Origin of the sequence: Cryobacterium sp. 10I1, from assembly GCF_035019805.1 — a bacterium.
GTDB classification, from domain to species: domain Bacteria; phylum Actinomycetota; class Actinomycetes; order Actinomycetales; family Microbacteriaceae; genus Cryobacterium; species Cryobacterium glucosi.
In genome coordinates this window covers 1-20860 of record NZ_JASJVF010000039.1, presented here as the reverse complement: position 1 = coordinate 20860, position 20860 = coordinate 1, and the positions used below count along the sequence as shown (strand labels likewise).

Genomic DNA, 20860 nt, shown 5'->3' with positions numbered 1-20860 from the left:
GCATTCCCCCGTGCACATCGGCCCCGACGGCCGCCCCGCCGACCAGGACCTGATCGACGCCCTCCACCTCGTGCTCGAGCTCGAGGCCTCCGACCTGCACATCACCGTCGGCGCCCCGCCCACGATCCGCATCGACGGCGCCCTGCGCCCGATCGAGGGCCTCCCGGCCTGGATGCCGGAGAAAGTCAGGACGGCCCTCGAGAGCATCATCTCGCCCGCAGACCTCGCACGATTCGAGGACGACCGCGAGCTCGACTTCGCGTACACCGCCGCCGGCGCCCGGTTCCGGGTGAACTTCTACCACCAGCGCAACTCGATCGGTGCAGCCTTCCGGCTCATCCCGCGCGAGATCAAGCCGCTCAAGGAACTCGGCGTGCCCGAGTCCGTCGGCCGGTTCTCGCTGCTGCCCCGCGGCCTCGTCCTGGTCACCGGGCCTACCGGTTCCGGTAAGTCCACGACCCTCGCCGCGATGGTCGACCTCGCCAACAGCACGAGGCCCGACCACATCGTCACGGTCGAGGACCCGATCGAGTTCCTGCACAAGCACAAGAAGTCGCTCGTCAACCAGCGCGAGGTCGGCCACGACACCAAGAGCTTCGCCGCCGCGCTCAAGCATGTGCTGCGCCAGGACCCCGACATCATCCTGATCGGTGAGCTCCGGGACCTCGAGACCATCTCGGTGGCCCTCACCGCCGCCGAGACCGGCCACCTCGTCTTCGCGACCCTGCACACCCAGGATGCCGCGCAGACGATCGACCGCATGATCGACGTGTTCCCGCCCCACCAGCAGGGTCAGATCCGCACCCAGCTCGCGGCGACCCTCCGCGGCGTGGTCTGCCAGACCCTCGTCAAGCGCGCCAACCAGAAGGGCCGCGTGGTCGCGACCGAGATCCTCGTCACGACCCCCGCCATCGCCAACCTCATCCGCGAGGGCAAGACCCACCAGATCACCTCGATGATGCAGGCCGGTGGCGGCGAGGGCATGCACACCATGGACCAGCACCTCGCGGACCTCGTCGACTCCGGCCAGATCACCCGCCAGGCGGCCCTCGACAAGGCCCACGACGTGGAGAGCCTGCAGCAGCTGATCAAGCGCGCCGACACGACGACCGACGACTCGTCCCGGACTATGGGCAGCGGTGGCGTCGACTACGGCGACACCTACTCCATCCCGCAGCGCTGATGTCGACCGCGCAAGCCTGGGCCTACGTCGGTCGCGACAACAACGGCAAGACCGTCAAGGGCAAACTGGATGCCTCGAGCGAGGGGGCCGTGGCCTCGCGCCTCGGCGCCATGGGTATTTCGCCCGTCTCGATCAAGGTCTCCGCCGAGGGCACCGGCCTGAATCGCGAGATCAACATCCCCGGCTTCACGAAGGGCGTCGGTCTCAAGGACCTTGCGATCATGAGCCGACAGATGGCGACGATGATCGGCTCGGGCCTGTCCCTCCTGCGCACCCTCAACATCCTCGCGGAGCAGACCGAGAACAAGCCCCTCGCGAAGATCCTCAAGCAGGTTCGCGACGACGTCGAGACCGGTGTCTCGATTTCGGAGTCGTTCGCCAAGCACGGCCGCGAATTCCCGCCGATCATGATCAACATGATCCGGGCAGGCGAGACCGGCGGCTTCCTCGATCGTGCCCTCGAGTCCATCGCGGCGAACTTCGAGAAGGAGGTCAAGCTTCGAGGAACGATCAAGTCGGCGCTGACGTATCCCGTGATCGTCCTGATCATGTCTCTCGTATCGGTATTGATCATGCTCATCTTCATCGTGCCAATCTTCGACGACATGTTTAAGGGCCTCGGGAGTGGCCTGCCGATTCCGACTCAGATTCTCGTTAACATCTCGCATTCCATGATTTATGTTGTGCCTGTACTTGTCGTGGTTGGCCTGGTCTTCAGCGTCTGGTGGAGCAAGAACAAGAACACGGAGAGGGTGCGCCGCGTCCGCGACCCGATTATGCTCAAACTGCCCGTGTTCGGGTCATTGCTGAAGAAGATCGCCGTTGCTCGGTTCAGCCGCAACTTTGCTAACATGATCGGCGCTGGCGTGCCAATCCTGCAAGCGCTGAAGATCGTCGGTGAGACCTCGGGCAACTGGGTCATCGAGAACGCACTCGTCAAAGTGGCCGAGTCCGTGCGCCAGGGTCAGTCGATCTCGGCACCGCTACTCGCGCAGCCTGTCTTTCCGCCGATGGTAACCCAGATGATCGCAGTCGGTGAGGACGCCGGCTCGCTCGAAACCATGTTGAACAAGATCGCCGACTTCTACGATCAGGAGGTCGAGTCCTCTACCGAGCAGCTCACCGCCGCGATCGAGCCGCTCATGATCGCCTTCCTCGGGGTAGTGATTGGCGGAATGGTCATCGCCCTATACATGCCGATCTTCAGCCTCGCGAGCGCGATCAAGTAGTGACGGGCGTCGCCCTCTTATTGGGGGTGCGATTGCATGCAATACCCCTCATTCATGGGTCGCCGCTGACAATGACCTGCAAATACGCTAAGAGTCCGATCGGGCCCGATGGCCGGTTCCACACCTAACTGAATGGATCTCACAGTGGTCACTCGCGCGCTCAATGCCCTCAACGTCCGCAGAAAGAAGCTCGACGAGAACGAAAAGGGCTTCACCCTCATCGAGCTCCTCGTAGTTGTCATCATCATCGGCATCCTCGCCGCGATCGCCGTTCCGGTATACCTCGGTGTGCAGAGCGGCGCGAAGGACAGCGCTGTGAAGGCTGACCTCGACAACCTCAAGACGGCGGCCATCGCGTATCAGACGACCTCAACCGGTCAGCTCCTTCCTGCGACGGTTGCGCTGATGAACGCAACCGTCACACCCAATGCAGCGAACTACACAGTTCAGCCGAAAATCAAGGTAACCGGAACTGGGGCGGCCGCCACTTTCGTGATTTGCGCCCAGGCAACGAACTCAAATTGGTGGATGGTCAGTAACAACACCTCACCGGTAGCTGGCACGGGCGCGAGCGACTGCACCTAAGCCTTCGAGGCACAGGCCAGATGCCTGCTCGCTAATGACGAGCGGACGCCAAAGCTGGCGTCCGCTCGTCTTTGCTATTACGGCAGAGACTCCCGCTGAAGGTCGAGCCGGCTTCCGCAACCTGAGAGGAACACAATGACCGCCATACGGGCACGGTTGCGGGTCAGTGTTTCAGGTTCGGCCGGGCTTTCCCTCATCGAAATCATGGTCGCCATGATGATCTTTGCGCTGATCGCGCTCGGCGTCGGTTACGCGATGGTCAGCACCCTTGCACTTTCCCGTGACAGCACGTCGCGTGAAACCGCGTCTGGCATTGCTTCGAGCGAGATCGATGCGGCGAGAGCACTCGGTAACCCCTTTGCCGTGCTTGATATCCCCGCGCATACGGTCACCACGGCAGCCTCGGAAGATTACATCGTCACGCGCACGACCGCGTGGGTCACTCCTGCGGGAGCGGTGTCGACCTGTGGAACGGGAGGCGGGGCTCTTCAATACAAGCGCATCACGATCACCGTCAGCTGGCCGAATATCCGTCCAAACTCGCGCCCGGTCGTCGTCGATACCCTTCTAGCGCCAAGCGCCCGGATCAACGATCCGACGAAGGGCACCCTGCTCATCTCGGTAAAAAACGCTCGTGGCCTGGGGCAGCCCGGGGTGACCTTTACGGCTATTTCTGCGCTCGGTTCAGTAACGACTACTCCGACGGATGCCGACGGCTGTGCCTTTGTGCTTCAAGCGGCACCCGGCGACTATGCCGTGAAGCTCACGACAACAGGCATGATCGACTCGACGCAAGTTGCGAATCCGGTCCTCACGCGTACGGTCGCGGCGGGGACAAGTGCCTCCTATTCATTCCAATACGACACGGCCGTGCGGTTCACTCTCAATTACGCGTCCAATATCGTGGCTCCGCTACCGAAGATCCCGATCGATCTCGACTACACCTTCATCAACAGCCTGGGCAATTGGGCGCTCAAAGCGACGAGCAACCACGTCGATCTGCACCCGTACACGGTTGGTTATCAGACGTTCGCCGGCAAGTTTGCAGCGACCGGATGTCCTTCTCCTGACCCGGAGGCCTGGGCTCCCGATACTCGTGTGACGCCGGCGCTCGTTGCGGTCCGCGGAGCCATTGCGGCACCTGCCCCGGGCGTCCCGGTCACAGTCAACGTGCCCATGGGCGGCGTCAACGTGACATCCGGGACGGCGGGCTGGCTCATCGCGGTATCGGACCCGGCCACCCCGGTGCCGGGCGAACCCTCATGCCTCACATCGGCGACCACCACGATGACCTACAACTTCGGGAATATCGTGCCGTCGTCGGGTGCTGTGCGCATCTCGCTTCCTTTTGGTTCCTGGAGACTTTTCACGAGTACGAGTAGCGGAGGGGCACTGACGCAGCTGCCCCAGACACGAGCGACGTTACTCACACATGGCCTCGCCCCTGACGCGACCGGCCTGTTCGTTCTGGACCCGCGATGAGGCCGGCCGAGCCGATGCGTCGGCCCGACAGAGAGTCGGGAATCACTCTTGTGGAGCTTCTTGTAAGCATGATGCTTCTGGGCTTGATCCTTGCGATGGCTTCCGGCCTGTACTCGAGCGTTGTTCGTTCGGTGTCGATAAGTCGATCCCTGGACAGCAGTACCCGGGTGGCGTCGACCGCGGCCAACGAGCTCGGTCAGGTGATCCGTTTCGGCACGACACTGAAAGTGGCCGGATCGAGTATCGCGGCGCCAGCGTTCAGCTTCGCGGGCCGGGAGAGCCTGGTACTTTTCAGCAATACCGACGTCGACGCTTTCGCGAGTGTGGCCGTTCGTCCTCCCCAACCAACGATGATTCGGTTCTCGATCGACCCCACGAGCCGCGCCCTGATCGAAAGCCGATGGACGGCGACGGCCTCCGGGGCAGCATGGGTCTTCGCCGCGATGACAACTCCCCCGAACTCAAGCCTCAATCTGGGCTCGAGCTTCGTTGACCCCGGCGCGGGAGCGCCCCTTTTCAGCTATTTCGACAGCAGCGGCGTTGTGATTGCCGCGCCGGCCACTGGAAGCATGGTCTCAGCGGATCTTGCCCGCATTGCAACCGTTCTGCTCACGGTCCGAGTTCAGGGCAACGGCGGAGCGGGCGCTGCGCCGGTCGTCATCGAAAACACAGTTGAGGTGGTCTCGTGATGTGGCTGAAAATCAGGCTCCAGAAGCGCATCCATCGTGAAGAGGGCGGAGTCGCCCTTGTCGCCGTCATTGGTCTGGCGCTTGTGATGCTTCTCCTGGCGGCCACCGCACTAAGTTTCACCGCTAGCGGCACCGTCAAAGCGCGCGACGATCAGGATTCGACTGCCGCACTCGCGGCGGCCTACGCCGGCGTGGACGAATACGGCAGCCGACTGTCCAATGACAGCACCTACGAGAAGTTCGGCAATCCGGCTGCCCCCTTCACTATCGGGACCGGAAGCACGACGACCGTTTCGATGCCCGTGCCTGGCAACGAAAACCCCGCCTTCGGTGTGGGAAGCGCGGGCACCTGGGGAACCGTCGCCGGCGCTGGAGGTCGGGCGTCGTTCCGCTACGAGGTAGACAATTCCCTCTACTCGTCATCCGGAATCGTGCGGATCCGATCCACCGGAAAAGTCGGCGCGTCGACCCGCAGTATTGTCGCCAACCTCAAGCAGAAAGGGTTCATCGACTTCCTCTACTTCACTAATTACGAATTCATGGACCCGCAGATTACGGGAAGTACCCGGTGCGTCGACCCTGCCGATGTGCGGCACGCCCCGCACGACCCGGATTGCACGGAAATTCAATTCGCAAGCGGGGACATCCTCGATGGGCCGGTTCACTCCAACGACCAGATGCGTATTTGTGGAGCCAAGTTTCTCCAGGGAGTAACCACGAGCAGTACGTTGACACCGAATTACGTCAACACCTGCCCAGGAACCCCAATCGTGTTCGGAACAGGCACCCCGGCACCGACGGGTCCCGTGTGGGCCCCGACTCTTGACATGCCGCCCACAAACGCGTCCATGCCTAACGAGACGCGCGTCGACTTGCCCGCGGACGTTCCGCGGCCGGGGTGTATGTACACCGGTCCGACCACGATCACGTTCGACGCGACTGGTCATATGCGCGTCATTTCTCCGTGGACAAAGTTCACGAGGCCGTCGTACACCGTGGGAATTCTGAGTCAGAACCCTATCGAGTGCGGTGACCTGGCCTCATTGAACTCGCCAGCAGGTGCCCTTGTGACCGTTCCGGATCAGAACCTGATTTTCGTTCAAACCGCTTCGTCGACCTCCACCGACCCGAACTACTGGGCTCCGGGAGTCACGCCCGCCAACTTCAGCTGCACCGGCAGCGGAGGAGACCAGGGCTGGACCTATGGTTCCCCGGTTGCGCTGCGCTACCCGGTGGCAACCGAGGATCGCGCACCGACGTCCACATCTGCCCTTCCGGCCTACCAGTGCAGGACGGGTGACGCATTTGTGAAGGGCGTCGTCAAGGGTGCGGTCACGGTTGCAACCGACAACTTCATTTACGTGACGGGTAACCTCACCTACGTCGATCCAGCCTTCGACGTTCTCGGGCTCGTCGCGCAAAATGCTGTGTGGGTGTGGAACCCGATGGATTGCCCGGCCTCCGGCGGACGCTCTGCCTGTACGGAAGTAACCACGGCCAATGGGGGAGCGCCTCTCGGCGACAGGGAAATCGACGCTGCGATCCTGTCGATTAATCACACGTTTCAGGTGCAGAACTATGACACGGGTGGCAGCCACGGCACACTTACGGTCCTGGGAGCTATTGCGCAGAAGTTCCGCGGTACCGTCGGCACCGGCACCGGCACCACCGGTTTCCTGAAGAACTACAAGTACGACAGCCGACTGCACGGGGCAGCGCCGCCCAAGTTCCTGGCCCCGACATCGACGACATACGGCGTGACCCAGTACGTCGACGTCGCGACTGCATTTGCTGCGGATGGGACGGCGCTGCCGTGACATCGACTACCTCGGCTGACGTTCTACCGGTCATCGTCGCATTGTGCGCCGTCGTCGGCCTCGTCGTCGGTTCCTTTCTCAATGTCGTGATCTACCGCGTTCCGGCAGGCCTCTCGATCGTGTCACCGCCCAGCGCGTGCCCGCGCTGCGGGGCCTCCATCCTTCGACGGGACAACATTCCGGTGGTCTCCTGGGCTCTCCTGCGTGGCAAGTGCCGCGACTGTCGGACGCGGATCTCGGTGCGGTATCCGTTCGTGGAAACCGGAACAGCCATCTTCTTCGTGGTGGTCGCCGTCTACGTGTGGACTGGTGGGTACTCTGCCCAAGCTGGACCCGACAGTGCGGGTGCGTCCTGGATCCCCGCAGTGCTCGTTTTGCTCGCGGTCCTGTATCTGGCGGCGGTGAGTATCGCACTGGCACTGATCGACCTCGATACCCATCGGCTGCCAAACAGGATCGTGCTGCCGAGTTATCTCGTCGGGGCAGGGCTGCTCGGGTCGGCATCAATCGTGACGGGTGACTATGCGTCGCTGATCCGTGCCGGCATCGGTCTCGCATTCCTTTGGGCCTTGTATCTGGTCATGGCGCTCGCTTATCCAGGCGGAATGGGTTTCGGCGACGTCAAACTCGCCGGTGTGCTCGGACTCTTCCTCGGTTACCTCGGCTGGGGGCCCCTTGTGGTCGGCGCCTTCGCGGCCTTCCTGCTGGGCGGGGTTTTCGCGATCGGCTTGCTCGCAACCCGACGCGCCAATCGCAAGAGTGGAATCCCTTTTGGGCCCTGGATGCTGGCGGGCGCGTGGGTCGGAATCTTCTGGGGAAACCAATTGTGGAACAGCTACCTGAGCTTCATCGGCATAACACAGTGACGGAACGCAACATCGTTGCTCGTAGTGACGTCCAAATCAGTAGAGGAATGACAACGTGACAACAAGCATCGTGGGGATAGACATCGGGAGCTCGGTTCTGCGAGCCGTCGAAGTGAGCGACCCGCAATCTGTCAAACCGATCCTGCTCCGCTACAGCCAGATTGGCCTGCCGGACGGAGCGGTCAACAGCGGCGAGGTCATAGAACCGAACACCGTTGCCGCAGCGCTCAAGCAGCTTTGGTCGTCTGGCGGGTTCAAATCCAAGAACGTCGTGCTTGGCATGGGCAACCAGCGGGTGCTCGCCCGCGACCTGAGCGTCCCGAAAATGTCACTCGCCCGCATCCGCGAGACCTTGCCGTTCGAGGTGCAGGAGATGCTTCCGATCCCGGTGGCCGAAGCCTTGCTCGACTTCTACCCGGTCTCCGAATCCGAGGGTGAGAATGGACCGGTCGTCAACGGGCTGTTGATCGCGGCGGTTAAGTCGGCTGTGCTCGCGAACGTCAAAGCCACTCAGCTCGCGGGACTGATGACTGTCGACGTAGATCTGATTCCATTCGCCTTGACTCGCATTCTCGTGAGCAGACCGGGCATCGTCGGCACGGTCGCGTTGGTCGACATCGGTGGCAGCACCACGAGTGTCGTCATCGCGACGAACGGGGTTCCGCAATTCGTGCGAATTATTGCTACAGGCGGTGATGACATTTCGCGAGCCCTGCAGGACGAACTCAAGTCGACTCCCGAACAGGCAGAATCGGCCAAGTGCGGTCTCGGACTGGCCACCGGAACTGTGCCCGAGGCGGACAAGCGTGCTGTGGAAGTCATTTACAAGATCGCGAGTGAACAGTTGACGAGCCTCCGCAACACCATCAGCTATTTCGTCAACACGCGGCCGACCAATCCGGTGGGACAGATCGTGCTCAGTGGGCGCGGCGGGCAATTGCGCGGGTTGCCCGAAGCACTCGCCGAGATGACCCGAATGCCCGTGGTCGTCGGTGACCCGTTTGTCACGGTCGGTCTCGCGCGGGACGTCGACGCGAACGACCTCAGGCTCAGCGGGTCTACATTTGCCGTGGCGCTCGGCCTCGCCTTGGGAAGTGCAGCATGAGCCGCGCCAGCAAGGCCGCGGAGCTCATCGTCGGCGGTGTGCCCCGTGTAGATCTTCTCCCCCCGGAGATCTACAAGGAACGTGCTGCTGCCGTCATCCGGCGGCGCCTGCTGATCGGTGTTTTCGGTGTGATCGCCATCATGGCCGTCGGAACCGGCGCCTCGACCGTGCTCGCACTCCAGGCCCAGAGTCAGCTGGCGGACGAACAGGCACGCACCTCGAGTCTCGTCGCCGAGCAAACCAAGTACATCGAAGTTCGATCCGTGCAGGCGAAAGTCACGCTTGTGCAGGCCGCCCAGCAAGTGGGCGTGTCGACGGAAATCGACTGGAAGAAGTACCTCGACAGCGTGCAGGCCACCCTGCCGTCCACCGTTTCGATCGACACGGTGACTCTGGACTTTGCCTCCCCGATATTTGCCTATGCGCAGCCCACTGCGCCGCTTCAGGGCGCCCGCGTCGGTACCGTGAAGTTCACCGCGAAGAGTGCAGTGTTGCCTGACGTCCCCACCTGGCTCAACGCGCTCTCCACTCTGCCGGGATTCGCTGACGCATTGCCCGGGTCTGTGACTCTGGATGCGACCACGAAGACTTACACCGTCGACATCACCATGCACGTCAATGATGCCGCGTACGCCAAGCGCTTCGCGACTGTGGGGAAATGAACATGGACAAGAACAGGATCTGGGTTATCGGGTCAGTCGTCGTCATGGTCGCCGTCCTAGCGATGGGCCTGCTGCTCGGCATCCAACCGCAGCTCGCTGCGGTCGCGACAGCCGATCAGGCGCGCGCCGCCGTGGAGGCGTCGAATGCAGGGCAGGCAGCGGTGCTGGCCAAGCTCAAATCCGACTACGCCGGTATCGATGCGCTCAAGGCCGAGCTGGTTCCCCTGCAGGCTTCCGTGCCGAGCGGCACGGAGATGCCGAGTTTTGTCACTCAGCTCGATGCGCTCGCTGGGTCGAAGTCGGTGACTCTGACCGGCATGACCGTGTCCGATGCCGTTCCGTATGCGGCTCCGGCCGCACTCGCTTCAACCGGTACGGATAGCGCCACGACCGGAACGCCCGCGGCCGTCATGCCGGTCACGAACGCGCAGATCACGGCAACGACTTTCGCTTCGCTCGCGGTGTCGATCACGGTCACAGGAAGCTACGCCCATGCCCTCGACTTCATCAGCGGACTTCAGAGCGGTCAGCGGCTCTATTTGGTGACCGGGATCACGACGGCACCTCTCGCCGCGGACTCGACCACCGACTCGAAGACGAGCGCGACAGGGGACATCACGGCCACAATCACCGGCCTCGTCTACGTGCTCGTCCCACCCGCGACTGCGGCGACACCCGCGGCGACTGCGGCCGCGACGCCGACGCCTACCCCGACGCCCGCGGCGAAATAGCCCCGAACGGCCGCCGCACCGAATCACAAATCGCGCGGCCAAGCTCCCGATCGGGGGCCGGGCATGTTGTTATGGTTGCTGCAGAGAGCTACGGCCACCCGGCCCGCGAGGAGTGCAGCATGAGCGACCCGACATTAGACGAGCGCAACACGACCCCCGAGACGGATGCCCCGACGGCCGCGTACGCGCGGTCCGAGACGGACCCGACCGACCAGCCGGCTCCGAGCGAGCCGGCGCACGCCGCCGCAGTGCCCGCTGACGAGTCGGTACCGGCCCCGCTCGCCGAGCCCGCGGCATCCGCCCCCGTCGCCCCTGTCGGCGTCCCCGAGCCGGTCGGCGAGCTCGCCGCAGACCCGGTCGGCGACGAGCATCGCCGCCGTGTCGAGGACGTCCTGGCTCGTGGCGCCGACATGGATGTGGTCGGAGGCCCCTGCACGCACGCGTTCCGCGGCGAGGCCGAGGTGCTTCACGAGCGGGATCACGGGGTTGCCGCCGCCGCGCCCCTCCCGCGCGATCGCACCGAGGTCGAGCGCACTGGCGTCGGCGAGAGTGTCGCAGACGCCGAGCATCCACTCGGGGGCGAGTGCTGCGTCGACGAGCGCCCTGGTCAGGGCGAGCTCGGTGTCGACCATCGCCTGCAGCCAGGCCGCGTCGCTCGTGAGCGCCCGCGCCCGGCTGCCGTGGTCGAGCGGAGCCAGCAGCCCGGCGTCGAGAATGGGCTCAGGCATCGAAGACTCAGGCAGCACTGACTCAGGCATCGAAATCCAGGAACACGGTCTCGTTCTCGCCCTGCAGGCGGATGTCGAACCGGTACGAGGCAGCGCCCGTCGGCCCGGTCCCTTCCTGCACGCAGACGAGGGTGTGCCGCCGGTCCGCCGGGACCGCGGCGAGCACGGCATCCGTGGCATTCAGCTCCGCATTCCCGGGGAAGTAGGCCCGGGTGAAGAGGTGGTGGATGAGCCCCCTGGCGAACACGGTGACGAGCACGTACGGCGCACCGCCCGCGACCGGGCCGGGTTCGACCGTCGTGAAGGTGTAGTGACCGCCGAAGTCGACGGCCGCCCTGCCGAAGCCCGTGAAGCCGAAGCCGTCGCGGGCGAGGGAGCCCCGTTCGGTCCGCAAGGCGCCGGTCTCGTCGGCCTGCCAGATTTCGAGGATGGCATCGGGCACCGGTTCCCCTGCGCCGTCGAAGACGGTTCCGTGCAGCCGGATCGCGTGCGGGTGGTGGCCGGGCACGAGCTCGGCTCCACCGTCGTACGGCAACGCGAACCCGTAGAACGGGCCCACGGTCTGCGCGGGGGTCTGCACGTACCGGGCGGCAGGCGACTCAGTCATGGGCTTCTTCACTTTCCATCCAGGTGGATTTCGGACCGGTGAGCACGATGTCCCACCGGTAGCCGAGCGAGAACTCCGGCACGCTCAGGTCGTGGTCGTACACGCCGATCAGCCGGGCGCGCGCTGCGGGGTCTGTGATCGACTGGTAGATCGGGTCGAGCGCGAAGAGCGGGTCGCCCGGAAAGTACATCTGGGTGATCAGGCGCTGGGTGAACGCGGTACCGAAGAGGGAGAAGTGGATGTGTGCCGGCCGCCACGCGTTCAGGTGGTTCCGCCACGGGTAGGGTCCCGGCTTGATCGTGGTGAAGGAGTATTCGCCGTTGTCCCCCGTGATGACCCGGCCGACGCCGGTGAAGTTGGGGTCGAGCGGGGCGGGATGCTGGTCGCGCTTGTGCACGTAGCGTCCGCCGGCGTTGGCCTGCCAGACCTCGACGAGCTGGTGCCGCACCGGGCGGCCCTCGCCGTCGAGCACCCGCCCGGACACCGTCATCCGCTCGCCGAGAGGTTCGGCGTTGTGCTGGATGGTCAGGTCGCTCTCGAGGGGGCTGACGTCGCTGTGCCCGAAGGCGGGCGAGTGCCGTTCGATCTCCTCGGGGTCCGCCCGCACGAGCTCGTGGGTCGGGTGCCGCAGGATCGAACTGCGATAGGGAGGGTAGTCGCGACGCGGGTGCAGTTCCGGGGCGTTGCCCTCCGCGACGCGGGCCCTGGCTTCCGCCTCGATGGCCTGCATCTCTGCGGAGATCTCGTGTTGTGACGTGGTATCGGTCATGTCGCTGATTCCTCTCGGGAGTATGGGGTCGGGAGTGGGGGCTAGAACGGGAGTCCGGAATACTGTTCGGCGAGCTCGCGCTGGGCGTGCACCGAGCCCGTGACGTAGTCGAGACGGCCGAGCTGGCTCTGGTAGTCGAACTCCATCGTCTGCAGGTCGGTGCGGTTGCGGTGCAGCAGGTCGGTCATCCACTGCGAGAACTGCTGCACGCGCCACTGGCGGCGGAGCGCCGCCTCGCCGTAACCGGAGAGGAGGGCGTCGTCGTCCGCGTAGTGGGCGGCGAGGGCGGCGGCGAGCATGGTGACGTCGGCGATGGCGGAGTTGAGGCCCTTCGCCCCGGTCGGCGGCACGATGTGTCCGGCGTCCCCCGCGAGGAAGAGACTGCCGTACGCGAGGCGGGACGCCACGAAGCTGCGCATGGGCGTGATCGACTTGTCGGTGATCTCGCCCTCCTGGAGGGTCCAGCCCGGCACGCCGAGCCGGGCGTGCAGGTTCTCCCAGATCCGTTCGTCCGGCCACTGGTCGAGCGAGTCCGCGGTGTCGACCTGCAGGTAGAGCCGGGAGACGTGCGGCGAACGCATCGAGTGCATTGCGAAGCCGTCTTCGTGCAGCGCATAGATGAGCTCGTCGGTCGACGGAGCCACGTTCGCGAGGATCCCGAGCCAGGCGTACGGGTAACTCCGGTCGTAGAGCGTGATGGCTTCGCGGGGGATGCTCGCGCGGCAGACGCCGTGGAAGCCGTCGGCGCCGACGACGAAGTCCGCCGTGATCTCGTGGGCCTCGCCCGCGTGGGTGAACGTCACCCGCGGCGCGCTCGACTCGAGGTCGTGCACGGCGACATCCGCCGCCTCATAGTAGATCGTCGAGCCGGCGGCGTTGTGCGCCGCGATGAGGTCCTTGACGACTTCCTGCTGGCCGTACACCGTGACGCTGCGGCCGATGAGCTCCTGGAAGTCGACGTGGTGGCGTTCGCCCCGGAACTGCAGGTAGATGCCGTCGTGCTCGAGGCCCTCGGTCCTGATCCGCTCGCCGAGCCCCAGGCGGGTGAGGGTCTCGACGGCGCTCTGCTCGAGTACGCCGGCCCGGATCCGGGCGAGCACGTAGTCCTGCGAACGGTTCTCGACCACGATCGAGTCGATTCCGGCGTCCCGCAGCGCCCAGCTGAGGAGAAGACCGGCGGGGCCTGCGCCGATGATGGCGACACGGGTGTTTTCTGGGGACACGGGGTTCTCCTAGCGACGATGACAGGTGATCGCACCATCTTGCGGAGTCAGCAACCCTCCAGCGCAGCCGTTTCCACTGAGTGAAAGATCGCGGGCTGGACTCACGGCAAGCAGATCTTTCTAAGAAAGCTCTCACACGCGTCTCGCGTCTGCCTCATCGAGGACAGGCACACTGTCGGATGATGACCCCGACGCCCGGTGACGGCACACTGGCTGTGGAGCCTTCCCCCGCTGAATAGGAGCAGATCAATGCGCGAGCCCATCCCAGCACCTGACAGTCGTCGGCGGCGGACGCGTGCCGGCCTCGCCGGGGCTGCACTCATCGTCGTCGTCGCCACCGCCGGCCTTGCCGCAGCCATGGTGAGCTCCCTCGCGCTCGCGGACCAGGCGGGGACGCCGCTCACCGTTCCCGGGGTCACGGTCGGAACCCCGCCGCCCGCCCCGGGCGACGCCCCGGTCGTCGCGCCGAGCGCGGTCTCCACCGGCGCGCCGTCGGTGGGCACGGTCCCGGCCACGATACCGACCACCGCACCCGTGCCCGAGCTGGTGCCTGCCCCGACGCCGGTTGTCGTCGACGACCACGGCGGTAACCGATCGGGAGGAAGCGGTGGCAGCGGCAGCAGTGGGAGCAGCGGTAAGGACTGAACCGCCCGAACGCTAAGAGAGCTCTCACCGGCGTCTCCTTCCGGGCTTAGAACCACACCGCAGAGTGGAAGCACTCAGTGACATCCGCTGAAGCGCCGGTCCCGGCGCCGTCGAAAGGACATCTCATGGCCCACCTGACAAAGAAGAGTTCCCTCGCACTCGCCACCCTCGGCCTCGCCGGGCTCCTGTCTGCGGGTATCGCCACCGCACAGGCAGACACCGGCAGGCACGGCGACGTCATCCCGACGCCGACCAGCAGTTCCAGCACGACCACACCCGGCACCATCGTCGGCACCGACGACCCGGCGACCCACGACCTCGGCGACGATCACTCGACCGACCCCGCCACGCCGACACCGACGACCCCCGCCGTCACGACCGACGACAACGGAGCCGACGATCCCGCCACCCACGATGTCGGCGACGACCACTCCGCCGCCCCGGCCGTGCCCGCCACGCCTGCGACTCCGGTCCGCACCGATGACCACGGCGTCGACGACCCCGCAACCCACGACGTCGGCGACGACCACGGAACGGACACCTCCGGCTCAGGCAACTCCGGCCACGACAACTCCGGCCACGACAGCACCGGGCACGACAACTCCGGGCACGGCAGCAACGGCTAGAACTCCCCGAACACCGATATCCGCCCGGGCTCGTCGCCGGGGACGGGAAATGGGCTGCCGGCTCAGCGCGATCAGCGCAGCCGGTAGCCCATTCCCCTGACCGTTTCGATGCGCGAGGCGCCGAACTTGGCCCGGAGATAGCCGACGTAGACGTCGACAACGTTCGAACCGGGATCGAAGTCGTACCCCCAGACCCGGCTGAGCAGCTGCTCCCGACTGAGCACCTGGTCGGGGTTGCGCAGGAATTCCTCGGCCAGAGCGAATTCCCTGGCCGACAGGTCCACCTGGTGATCACCGACGATCGCCCGGCGGCTACGCAGGTCGAGCTGGAGCCCAGGGACGCCCAGGACGGGTTCGAGGACTCTGGCGGCATCTGCCAGACGCAGGCGCACGCGGGCGAGCAGCTCATCGAACCGGAACGGCTTGGCCATGTAGTCGTTGGCACCGCCCTGAAGGCTGGCCAGGGTGTCTTCTGCAGAGTCCCGCGCCGTCAGCACGATCACCGGTAGCGCAGAGTCCTCCGCGCGCAGTCTGCGGAGTACTTCGTAACCGTCGATGCCCGGAAGGCCGATGTCGAGCACCATCAGGTCGAATCCGCCGGTGAGGGCGAAGTCGAGTGCGTCAGGTCCGGTGCGCACGACCGACGTCGCGTACCCGGCCGCCGAGAGGCCCTTGTCGACGAAGGTCGCGATCCGCGCTTCGTCCTCTGCGATCAGGATGCGGCTCATGGGGTGACCTCCGTGGTCTCTGGCGCTTCGACGCTTCGGGGCGGGAGCGGGATATCGAGCGTGAAGGTCGCGCCCTGTCCCTGCTGCGACGTCACCAGGACCGAACCGCCGTGGGCGTCGGCGATCGCCGCGACGATCGCGAGGCCGAGTCCGGAACCGGTCTCTCCCCGTCCGACCGCTCCACGCGTGAATCGTTCAAAAATGTGTTCCTGCGCCTCGATACTGATCCCTGGACCGTCGTCCCTGACCCAGAGCCGCAGCCGGGATGAGCCGTCCGCCGCCCGGTCGACCGCGCTGCCGATGTCGACCGTTCCTCCGGGCGAACCGTGACTGACAGCGTTTGCCGCGAGCTGGAGCAGGGCCTGGGTGAGCTTGTCGGCGTCGACGGTAGCCATGACAGCGGCACTCCGGCTCGACACCCAGTGGTGGTCGGAGAGCGCAGCTGCCTTGGCGCGCACGAGTTCGGTGAGGGCCGCGATGTCGGCAGGCGCCAGGTTCAGGCTCACCGGCCTGTGCACTTCTGCGAGCGCGGAGATGTCCCTGACCAGGCCGTTCATCCGGTCGAGCTCGTCGATCGCCAGTGCCCTCGTCGCTGCAACGTCGGCGGGGTCGGATTCGTTCATGAGTTCCAGGTGCCCGCGCACGATGGTGATCGGAGTCTTGAGCTCGTGGCCGATGTCGTCGAGCAGGCGACGCTGGCTGGTGATCGAGTGATCGAGCCTGTCGAGCATGCCATTGACGGTTTCGGTCAGGAGTGAGACATCGTCCCGGCCATAGGCCGGTATGCGCTCACTCATGTCGGACGCGGTGATCCGCGCGGCCGCCTCACGCAGGGCACGGATGGGACGCAGCAGACGTCCGGATACCAGCCAGCCGACGAGGCCGAGCAGGACCAGGGTCAGCGCGGCGACTCCCAGGTAGGTGCGGAAGGCATCCGTGACGGGCCGCAGCTCGGCGTCGAGATCGAAGGCGGCGCTGAACACCCCGGCGGCGGGGTCCGTGCCGACGGTGACGGGTGCCGCGACGTAGCGCACAGCCCGTCCGTTCCCGACCGCGGTGCCGAGCACGACTGCTCCGCCCGACGTCTCGGCTGTGATCCGCGTGACGAACCCGGCGTCGTCTTCGAGGCGGAAGGCGACGTCCCCAGCGGGGGCGAAGGCCGCAGCACCGTCGATGACGGCGAGTGTGGACTCATTCGTTCCCGGCCGCACCCGCTGCACGACGGCACCGAGCACGCCGGCCACCGTGGTCAGCCCGGAGTCCCCTGCGATGAAACGGGCGTCCTCGACCGTCACCTTCAGTGAGGCGTCAAGAGCATCCAGGGTTCGTTCGCGCTGCACCAGATACGCGGTCGTCCCCGCGGTGGCCATGCCGAACGCTGTGACGACCAGGATGGCGGCCAGGATGCGCACCCGGACCGACAGCAGGGGTCGCCATCGACCACGGGGAACGAGCTCCTCAACGGGCATTCCCCCATTATCGACTGCCGCAACCATCGAGCGGGCATCCCCGCGCGATCAGTCCGCAATCAGTCCGCAGCTGATCCGCACTCAGCCGGCGGCGCGGCGGTACCCGAGCGCCCTGCCGACCCCGTGGGCCGCGACGCGCACGGCCTGTTCCTGCTCGGGGCTCGACCGGGGCGTTGTGCGGGTGACGATAGACACGGCCGCAACCACCTGGCCGGTGCGGTCCCGGATCGGCGCCGCGATCGAACTCGAACCGGCTGTCATCTCCTCGGACATGCGGGCGATGCCCTGGGCGCGGATGCCGGCCAGGCGCCGCCGCAATTCCTCGGGGTCGGTCACCGTCTGTGGCAGGAACCGCGGCAACGGCCCGGCCAGGTAGGTCTGGATCACCTCGTTCGGAGCGAAGGCCAGCAGCACGAGTCCGACCCCGGTCGCGTGCAGCGGGAGGCGGCCGCCCACCCGGGAGATCACCCGCACGGCCTGGTGCCCGGACAGCTTCTCGAGGTAGAGGGCGTCGCTCCCATCGAGGACGGCGAGGTGCACGTGCTCGTGGGTCGACTCGTACAGGTCTTCCAGATAGGGCAGGGCGATCGTGCGCAGGTTCCGCGCCGTCGGGGTCTGCACCCCGACCTCCCAGAGCCGCATCCCGAGCGCGTAGCGTCCGTCTTCCTGGCGGGCAAGGCCTCCCCAGCTCGTCCATTCGCCGACGAGGCGATGCACCGTCGTCAGCGGGATCCCGGTGCGCTGCGCGATCGCGGTGAGGGTGAGCGAACTCGCCGGCGGCGCGGTGAACGCGTCGAGAATGGCGAAGAGCCGGGCGGCCACGCCGCGGTCATCGACCGGGAACGCCGCAGCGTCCTCGGTTCCCCTCGACTGTGCGGGCTTCCCTGACATCAGCACCACGCTACTCGCCCGCGCACCGGCGGGCAGCATATTGTGGGGCCATGGCGAATTCCCGCTCCGGCGACTCCCTGCTGTCCCGGCTCGTGACGATTCTCGACGCCTTCGATTCCCATCGCTCGTCCATGACGATCTCCGCGTTATCGCGCCGGGTGGGCATCCCACTCGCCACGACCCACCGGCTCGTCGTGCAGCTCCTCGACGAACGGCTCCTCGAGCGCGACGCGGACGGAGGAGTTCGCCTCGGCATCCGGTTGTGGGAGCTGGCCTCGCGGGGCTCGCGCACCACCGACCTGCGCGAGATCGCGCTTCCCTTCATGGAGGACGTGCACGCCGTCGTGCAGCAGCACACGACCCTGAGCCTGCTCGACAGCGAGAACGTGCTCTACATCGAGCGGCTCACGACCCGCGGTTCGGCGGTGAACATCACCCAGATCGTCGGCCGGCTGCCGATCCACGCGTGCTCGTCCGGGCTCGTGCTCCTGGCATACTCCCCGCCGGAGTTCCAGGACGACGTGCTCGGCAGGGAACTCGTGCGCTACACGGAACACACCGTCACCGAACCCGCAGCCCTGCGCCGGCTACTGGCCGGGATCAGGCAGCTCGGCCACGCTTCCGTGCCCGGGATCATCGTGCCGAACACGACCGGGATCGCCGTTCCGGTGTTCGAACGCGGCGATCGGGTGATCGCCGCGCTGAACGTGATCGTCCCCTTCGGCGAGGAGGACCTCCGGGCGACCGTGCCCGCCCTGAAGACCGCGGCGCACGGCATCTCCCGCGCCCTCGGCTCCGACCGGCCGCGCGGCGGCACAAGCCGGATGCCGCGGGCCGTCTGACCGGGACGCCCCGATTCCCCGGCGAATATTCCTCCCATTGAATGGGAGGGGCACGATGAGCGACCCCGACCGTTGGCAGTCTTCAGAAACGCAAATTCTTGTGTCAACGACGACGGGAGTGGGATTCGATGCGAATTCTCCAGGGCAAGCCGCAGGACCGATTCGATGTCGTGGTGGTGGGGTCCGGCGCCGCGGCGCTCACGGCCGCCGCGACGGCGGCCAACGAAGGCAAGAGCGTGCTGGTGGTCGAGAAGTCGGCCCTGCTCGGCGGGACCTCGGCGGTATCGGGCGGGATGCTCTGGGTCGCCGCCAACCATCTCGCCCGCGGCGCGGGCATCGCGGATTCGCCGGAAGACGCCGCACGGTACGTGCGAGCGGTCTCCAGGGGCCGGGGCAGGGACGAGCTCTTCGATGCCGCGATCGACAGCGGCGATGACATGCTGCGCTACGTCGAACGCGAGCTCGGCGTGGCCTTCCTGCTGCTTGATAACTTCCCGGACTACCGGATGGATCTCGACGGCGCCCTCGACGGCGGACGCACCGTCGAACCCGAACTCTTCGACGCCGCTGCCGCGCTCGGCCCCGTGCGGGCACACGTGCGCACCGACGGCCGGGCGCCCTTCACGATGCAGGAATACGAAGCCTGGGGAGCCTTCACCCACTTCCCCTGGCCAGAACTCGCGGCACGGGAAGCGGCGGGCCTCGTCGCCAAGGGGCAGGCGCTCGTCAGCATGCTGCTCGCCTCCTGCCTCGGGAACGACGTGACCCTCTCCGTCGACGCCCGCGCCGAACGCCTCGTCGTCGAGAACGGGCGCGTCACGGGCGTCGTCGTGGACGGACGCACGTTCCACGCGAATGACGGCGTCGTGCTCGCCTGCGGCGGCTTCGAGTGGGACAAGGAACTCGCCGACGGGCTGCTCCAGACCCGGCTGCACGTCGTCTGCTCTCCCCCGTCGAACACCGGAGACGGCCTCCGGATGGCCCAGCGCATCGGTGCACGGACCGGTGGGACCAGGGAAGCCTGGTGGGCGCCGATGTCGGTCATCCCCGGCGATCTCCGCGACGGGGAACAGGTCGGCACCCTGCTCCGCTTCGAACGCCAGGGTCCCGGTTCGATCATGGTCAACCAGCACGGGCGCCGTTTCGCGAACGAATCCCAGGATTACAACGACCTCGCGCGTTCCCTGCACTCGTGGGACCCCGCGGCCAATGCCCCGCTGAACACGCCGTCCCACGTCGTCTTCGACCACGCCTTCCTCGAGCGCTACGGCGTCCTGAGCCACCGCGCCGGCCGGCCGACGCCGGCGTGGCTGCTCGAAGGCGCCACCCTGGCCGACCTCGCCGCGCGCATCGACGTCGACCCGGCCGCCCTCACGGAGACGGTCGGCCGCTTCAACCACTACGCCGAGCTCGGTGAGGACCCAGACTTCGGCAGGGGCCGGAGCCGCTACGACACCTACTGGGGCGATGCGGGGAACGTCTTCCCCAACCCGAGCCTCGGCCCGCTCACCACCGGGCCGTTCTACGCGCTCCCGGTCGTCAACGGCGCCTTCGGCACGAGCGGAGGCGTGTCGACGGATGGCGTCGGTCGCGTCGTCGACGTCGACGGCGCCGTCATCGGTGGACTGTTCGCCGCCGGGAACACCACCGAGAGCGCGTACGGGGCCGGTTACCCCGGCGCAGGCGCGACCCTCGGGCCGCTGATGACGATGGGCTACCTGATCGGCCGCACCCTCGCAGGCAGCCCGATCGGCTACCCCGACCTGGCCGACGCTGCGGCGACGGCGGTCGTCCGATGATCCGCCACGTGGTGCTTTTCCGGTTCGAAGACAGCTTCACTCCCTCGATCGAACACGACTGGCGTGCCGGGCTCGACGGTCTCGTCGGTCACGTGCCGGGGCTCCGGTCGCTGAGCGTCGGCCGCGACCTCTCCGGACAGGCCAGGTCCTGGGACTGCACGATCGTCGCGGACTTCGACACGGC

At 66.1% G+C, this 20860-nt stretch carries 22 protein-coding genes; 15 read left to right on the top strand and 7 right to left on the bottom strand.

Features of this window, described 5'->3' with window-relative positions:
- From QN345_RS05930 to QN345_RS05885, 10 genes are all read left to right on the top strand, one after another.
- On the top strand, positions 1 to 1183 hold a 1183-nt coding region (locus tag QN345_RS05930), incomplete at its 5' end, for a type IV pilus twitching motility protein PilT (protein WP_323508503.1).
- Positions 1183 to 2412, top strand: a complete 1230-nt coding sequence (locus tag QN345_RS05925) for a type II secretion system F family protein (protein ID WP_322188456.1) — start codon at positions 1183 to 1185, stop codon at positions 2410 to 2412. The genes QN345_RS05930 and QN345_RS05925, both read left to right, overlap by 1 nt.
- A gap of 144 nt (positions 2413 to 2556) precedes the next feature.
- Positions 2557 to 2997: a type IV pilin protein gene (locus QN345_RS05920; protein WP_323508502.1), complete on the top strand. Its 441-nt coding sequence runs from the start codon at positions 2557 to 2559 to the stop codon at positions 2995 to 2997.
- Between the two features lie 135 nt (positions 2998 to 3132).
- The gene (locus QN345_RS05915) at positions 3133 to 4479 is read left to right on the top strand and encodes a prepilin-type N-terminal cleavage/methylation domain-containing protein (RefSeq protein ID WP_322188452.1); all 1347 of its coding nucleotides are present in this window, start codon (positions 3133 to 3135) and stop codon (positions 4477 to 4479) included.
- A complete protein-coding gene (locus QN345_RS05910; RefSeq protein WP_322188450.1) occupies positions 4476 to 5168 on the top strand; it encodes a type II secretion system protein in 693 nt (230 codons plus the stop codon). The genes QN345_RS05915 and QN345_RS05910 overlap by 4 nt, the downstream gene beginning before the upstream one ends.
- The gene (locus QN345_RS05905; protein WP_322189870.1) at positions 5168 to 6985 is read left to right on the top strand and encodes a hypothetical protein; all 1818 of its coding nucleotides are present in this window, start codon (positions 5168 to 5170) and stop codon (positions 6983 to 6985) included. The genes QN345_RS05910 and QN345_RS05905 overlap by 1 nt, the downstream gene beginning before the upstream one ends.
- Positions 6982 to 7851 carry a prepilin peptidase gene (locus QN345_RS05900; protein WP_323508501.1) on the top strand — a complete coding sequence of 290 codons (870 nt, stop codon included), beginning with the start codon at positions 6982 to 6984 and terminating at the stop codon, positions 7849 to 7851. Before QN345_RS05905 ends, QN345_RS05900 begins: the two co-directional genes overlap by 4 nt.
- A 55-nt stretch (positions 7852 to 7906) precedes the next feature.
- Entirely contained in the window at positions 7907 to 8956 is a 1050-nt protein-coding gene (pilM, locus tag QN345_RS05895; RefSeq protein WP_322188446.1) for a type IV pilus assembly protein PilM, read from the top strand.
- Positions 8953 to 9618: a hypothetical protein gene (locus tag QN345_RS05890; RefSeq protein ID WP_322188444.1), complete on the top strand. Its 666-nt coding sequence runs from the start codon at positions 8953 to 8955 to the stop codon at positions 9616 to 9618. The genes pilM and QN345_RS05890 overlap by 4 nt, the downstream gene beginning before the upstream one ends.
- Before the next feature lie 2 nt (positions 9619 to 9620).
- Positions 9621 to 10349, top strand: a complete 729-nt coding sequence (locus tag QN345_RS05885; RefSeq protein ID WP_134449878.1) for a hypothetical protein — start codon at positions 9621 to 9623, stop codon at positions 10347 to 10349.
- Positions 10350 to 10483: 134 nt separating this feature from the next.
- Here QN345_RS05885 and QN345_RS05880 read toward each other — a convergent pair whose 3' ends face one another.
- From QN345_RS05880 to QN345_RS05865, 4 genes are read right to left on the bottom strand one after another with little or no spacing between them, the layout of a single operon-like run.
- Complete coding sequence (locus QN345_RS05880) at positions 10484 to 11077, bottom strand: hypothetical protein (RefSeq protein ID WP_323508500.1); 594 nt, start codon at positions 11075 to 11077, stop codon at positions 10484 to 10486.
- Between the two features lie 22 nt (positions 11078 to 11099).
- The gene (pcaG, locus tag QN345_RS05875) at positions 11100 to 11684 is read right to left on the bottom strand and encodes a protocatechuate 3,4-dioxygenase subunit alpha (RefSeq protein ID WP_322136022.1); all 585 of its coding nucleotides are present in this window, start codon (positions 11682 to 11684) and stop codon (positions 11100 to 11102) included.
- A complete protein-coding gene (pcaH, locus tag QN345_RS05870; RefSeq protein WP_134448883.1) occupies positions 11677 to 12453 on the bottom strand; it encodes a protocatechuate 3,4-dioxygenase subunit beta in 777 nt (258 codons plus the stop codon). The genes pcaG and pcaH overlap by 8 nt, the downstream gene beginning before the upstream one ends.
- A 41-nt stretch (positions 12454 to 12494) precedes the next feature.
- Positions 12495 to 13676: a 4-hydroxybenzoate 3-monooxygenase gene (locus QN345_RS05865; protein ID WP_134448882.1), complete on the bottom strand. Its 1182-nt coding sequence runs from the start codon at positions 13674 to 13676 to the stop codon at positions 12495 to 12497.
- A 249-nt stretch (positions 13677 to 13925) separates the two neighbouring features.
- Here QN345_RS05865 and QN345_RS05860 point away from each other — a divergent pair, with 249 nt between their 5' ends.
- Entirely contained in the window at positions 13926 to 14321 is a 396-nt protein-coding gene (locus tag QN345_RS05860) for a hypothetical protein (protein ID WP_323508499.1), read from the top strand.
- A 125-nt stretch (positions 14322 to 14446) separates the two neighbouring features.
- Entirely contained in the window at positions 14447 to 14947 is a 501-nt protein-coding gene (locus QN345_RS05855) for a hypothetical protein (protein ID WP_322136023.1), read from the top strand.
- Between the two features lie 71 nt (positions 14948 to 15018).
- Here QN345_RS05855 and QN345_RS05850 read toward each other — a convergent pair whose 3' ends face one another.
- The 3 genes from QN345_RS05850 to QN345_RS05840 form a co-directional block, all read right to left on the bottom strand.
- Positions 15019 to 15675 (bottom strand): response regulator transcription factor, encoded by a 657-nt coding sequence (locus tag QN345_RS05850; RefSeq protein ID WP_134560034.1) that lies wholly within the window; start codon positions 15673 to 15675, stop codon positions 15019 to 15021.
- Positions 15672 to 17144 (bottom strand): sensor histidine kinase, encoded by a 1473-nt coding sequence (locus QN345_RS05845; protein ID WP_166790687.1) that lies wholly within the window; start codon positions 17142 to 17144, stop codon positions 15672 to 15674. The genes QN345_RS05850 and QN345_RS05845 overlap by 4 nt, the downstream gene beginning before the upstream one ends.
- Positions 17145 to 17225: 81 nt before the next feature.
- Entirely contained in the window at positions 17226 to 18035 is an 810-nt protein-coding gene (locus QN345_RS05840; protein ID WP_322136025.1) for an IclR family transcriptional regulator, read from the bottom strand.
- 50 nt (positions 18036 to 18085) lie between these two features.
- Between QN345_RS05840 and QN345_RS05835 the strand changes: the two genes are divergently transcribed.
- From QN345_RS05835 to QN345_RS05825, 3 genes are all read left to right on the top strand, one after another.
- Positions 18086 to 18877 (top strand): IclR family transcriptional regulator, encoded by a 792-nt coding sequence (locus QN345_RS05835; RefSeq protein WP_322136026.1) that lies wholly within the window; start codon positions 18086 to 18088, stop codon positions 18875 to 18877.
- A gap of 128 nt (positions 18878 to 19005) precedes the next feature.
- Positions 19006 to 20676, top strand: coding sequence for an FAD-dependent oxidoreductase (locus tag QN345_RS05830; protein ID WP_322136027.1), 1671 nt, complete (start codon positions 19006 to 19008; stop codon positions 20674 to 20676).
- A partial coding sequence (locus tag QN345_RS05825) for a Dabb family protein (protein ID WP_323508498.1) occupies positions 20673 to 20860 on the top strand: 188 nt, incomplete at its 3' end. The genes QN345_RS05830 and QN345_RS05825, both read left to right, overlap by 4 nt.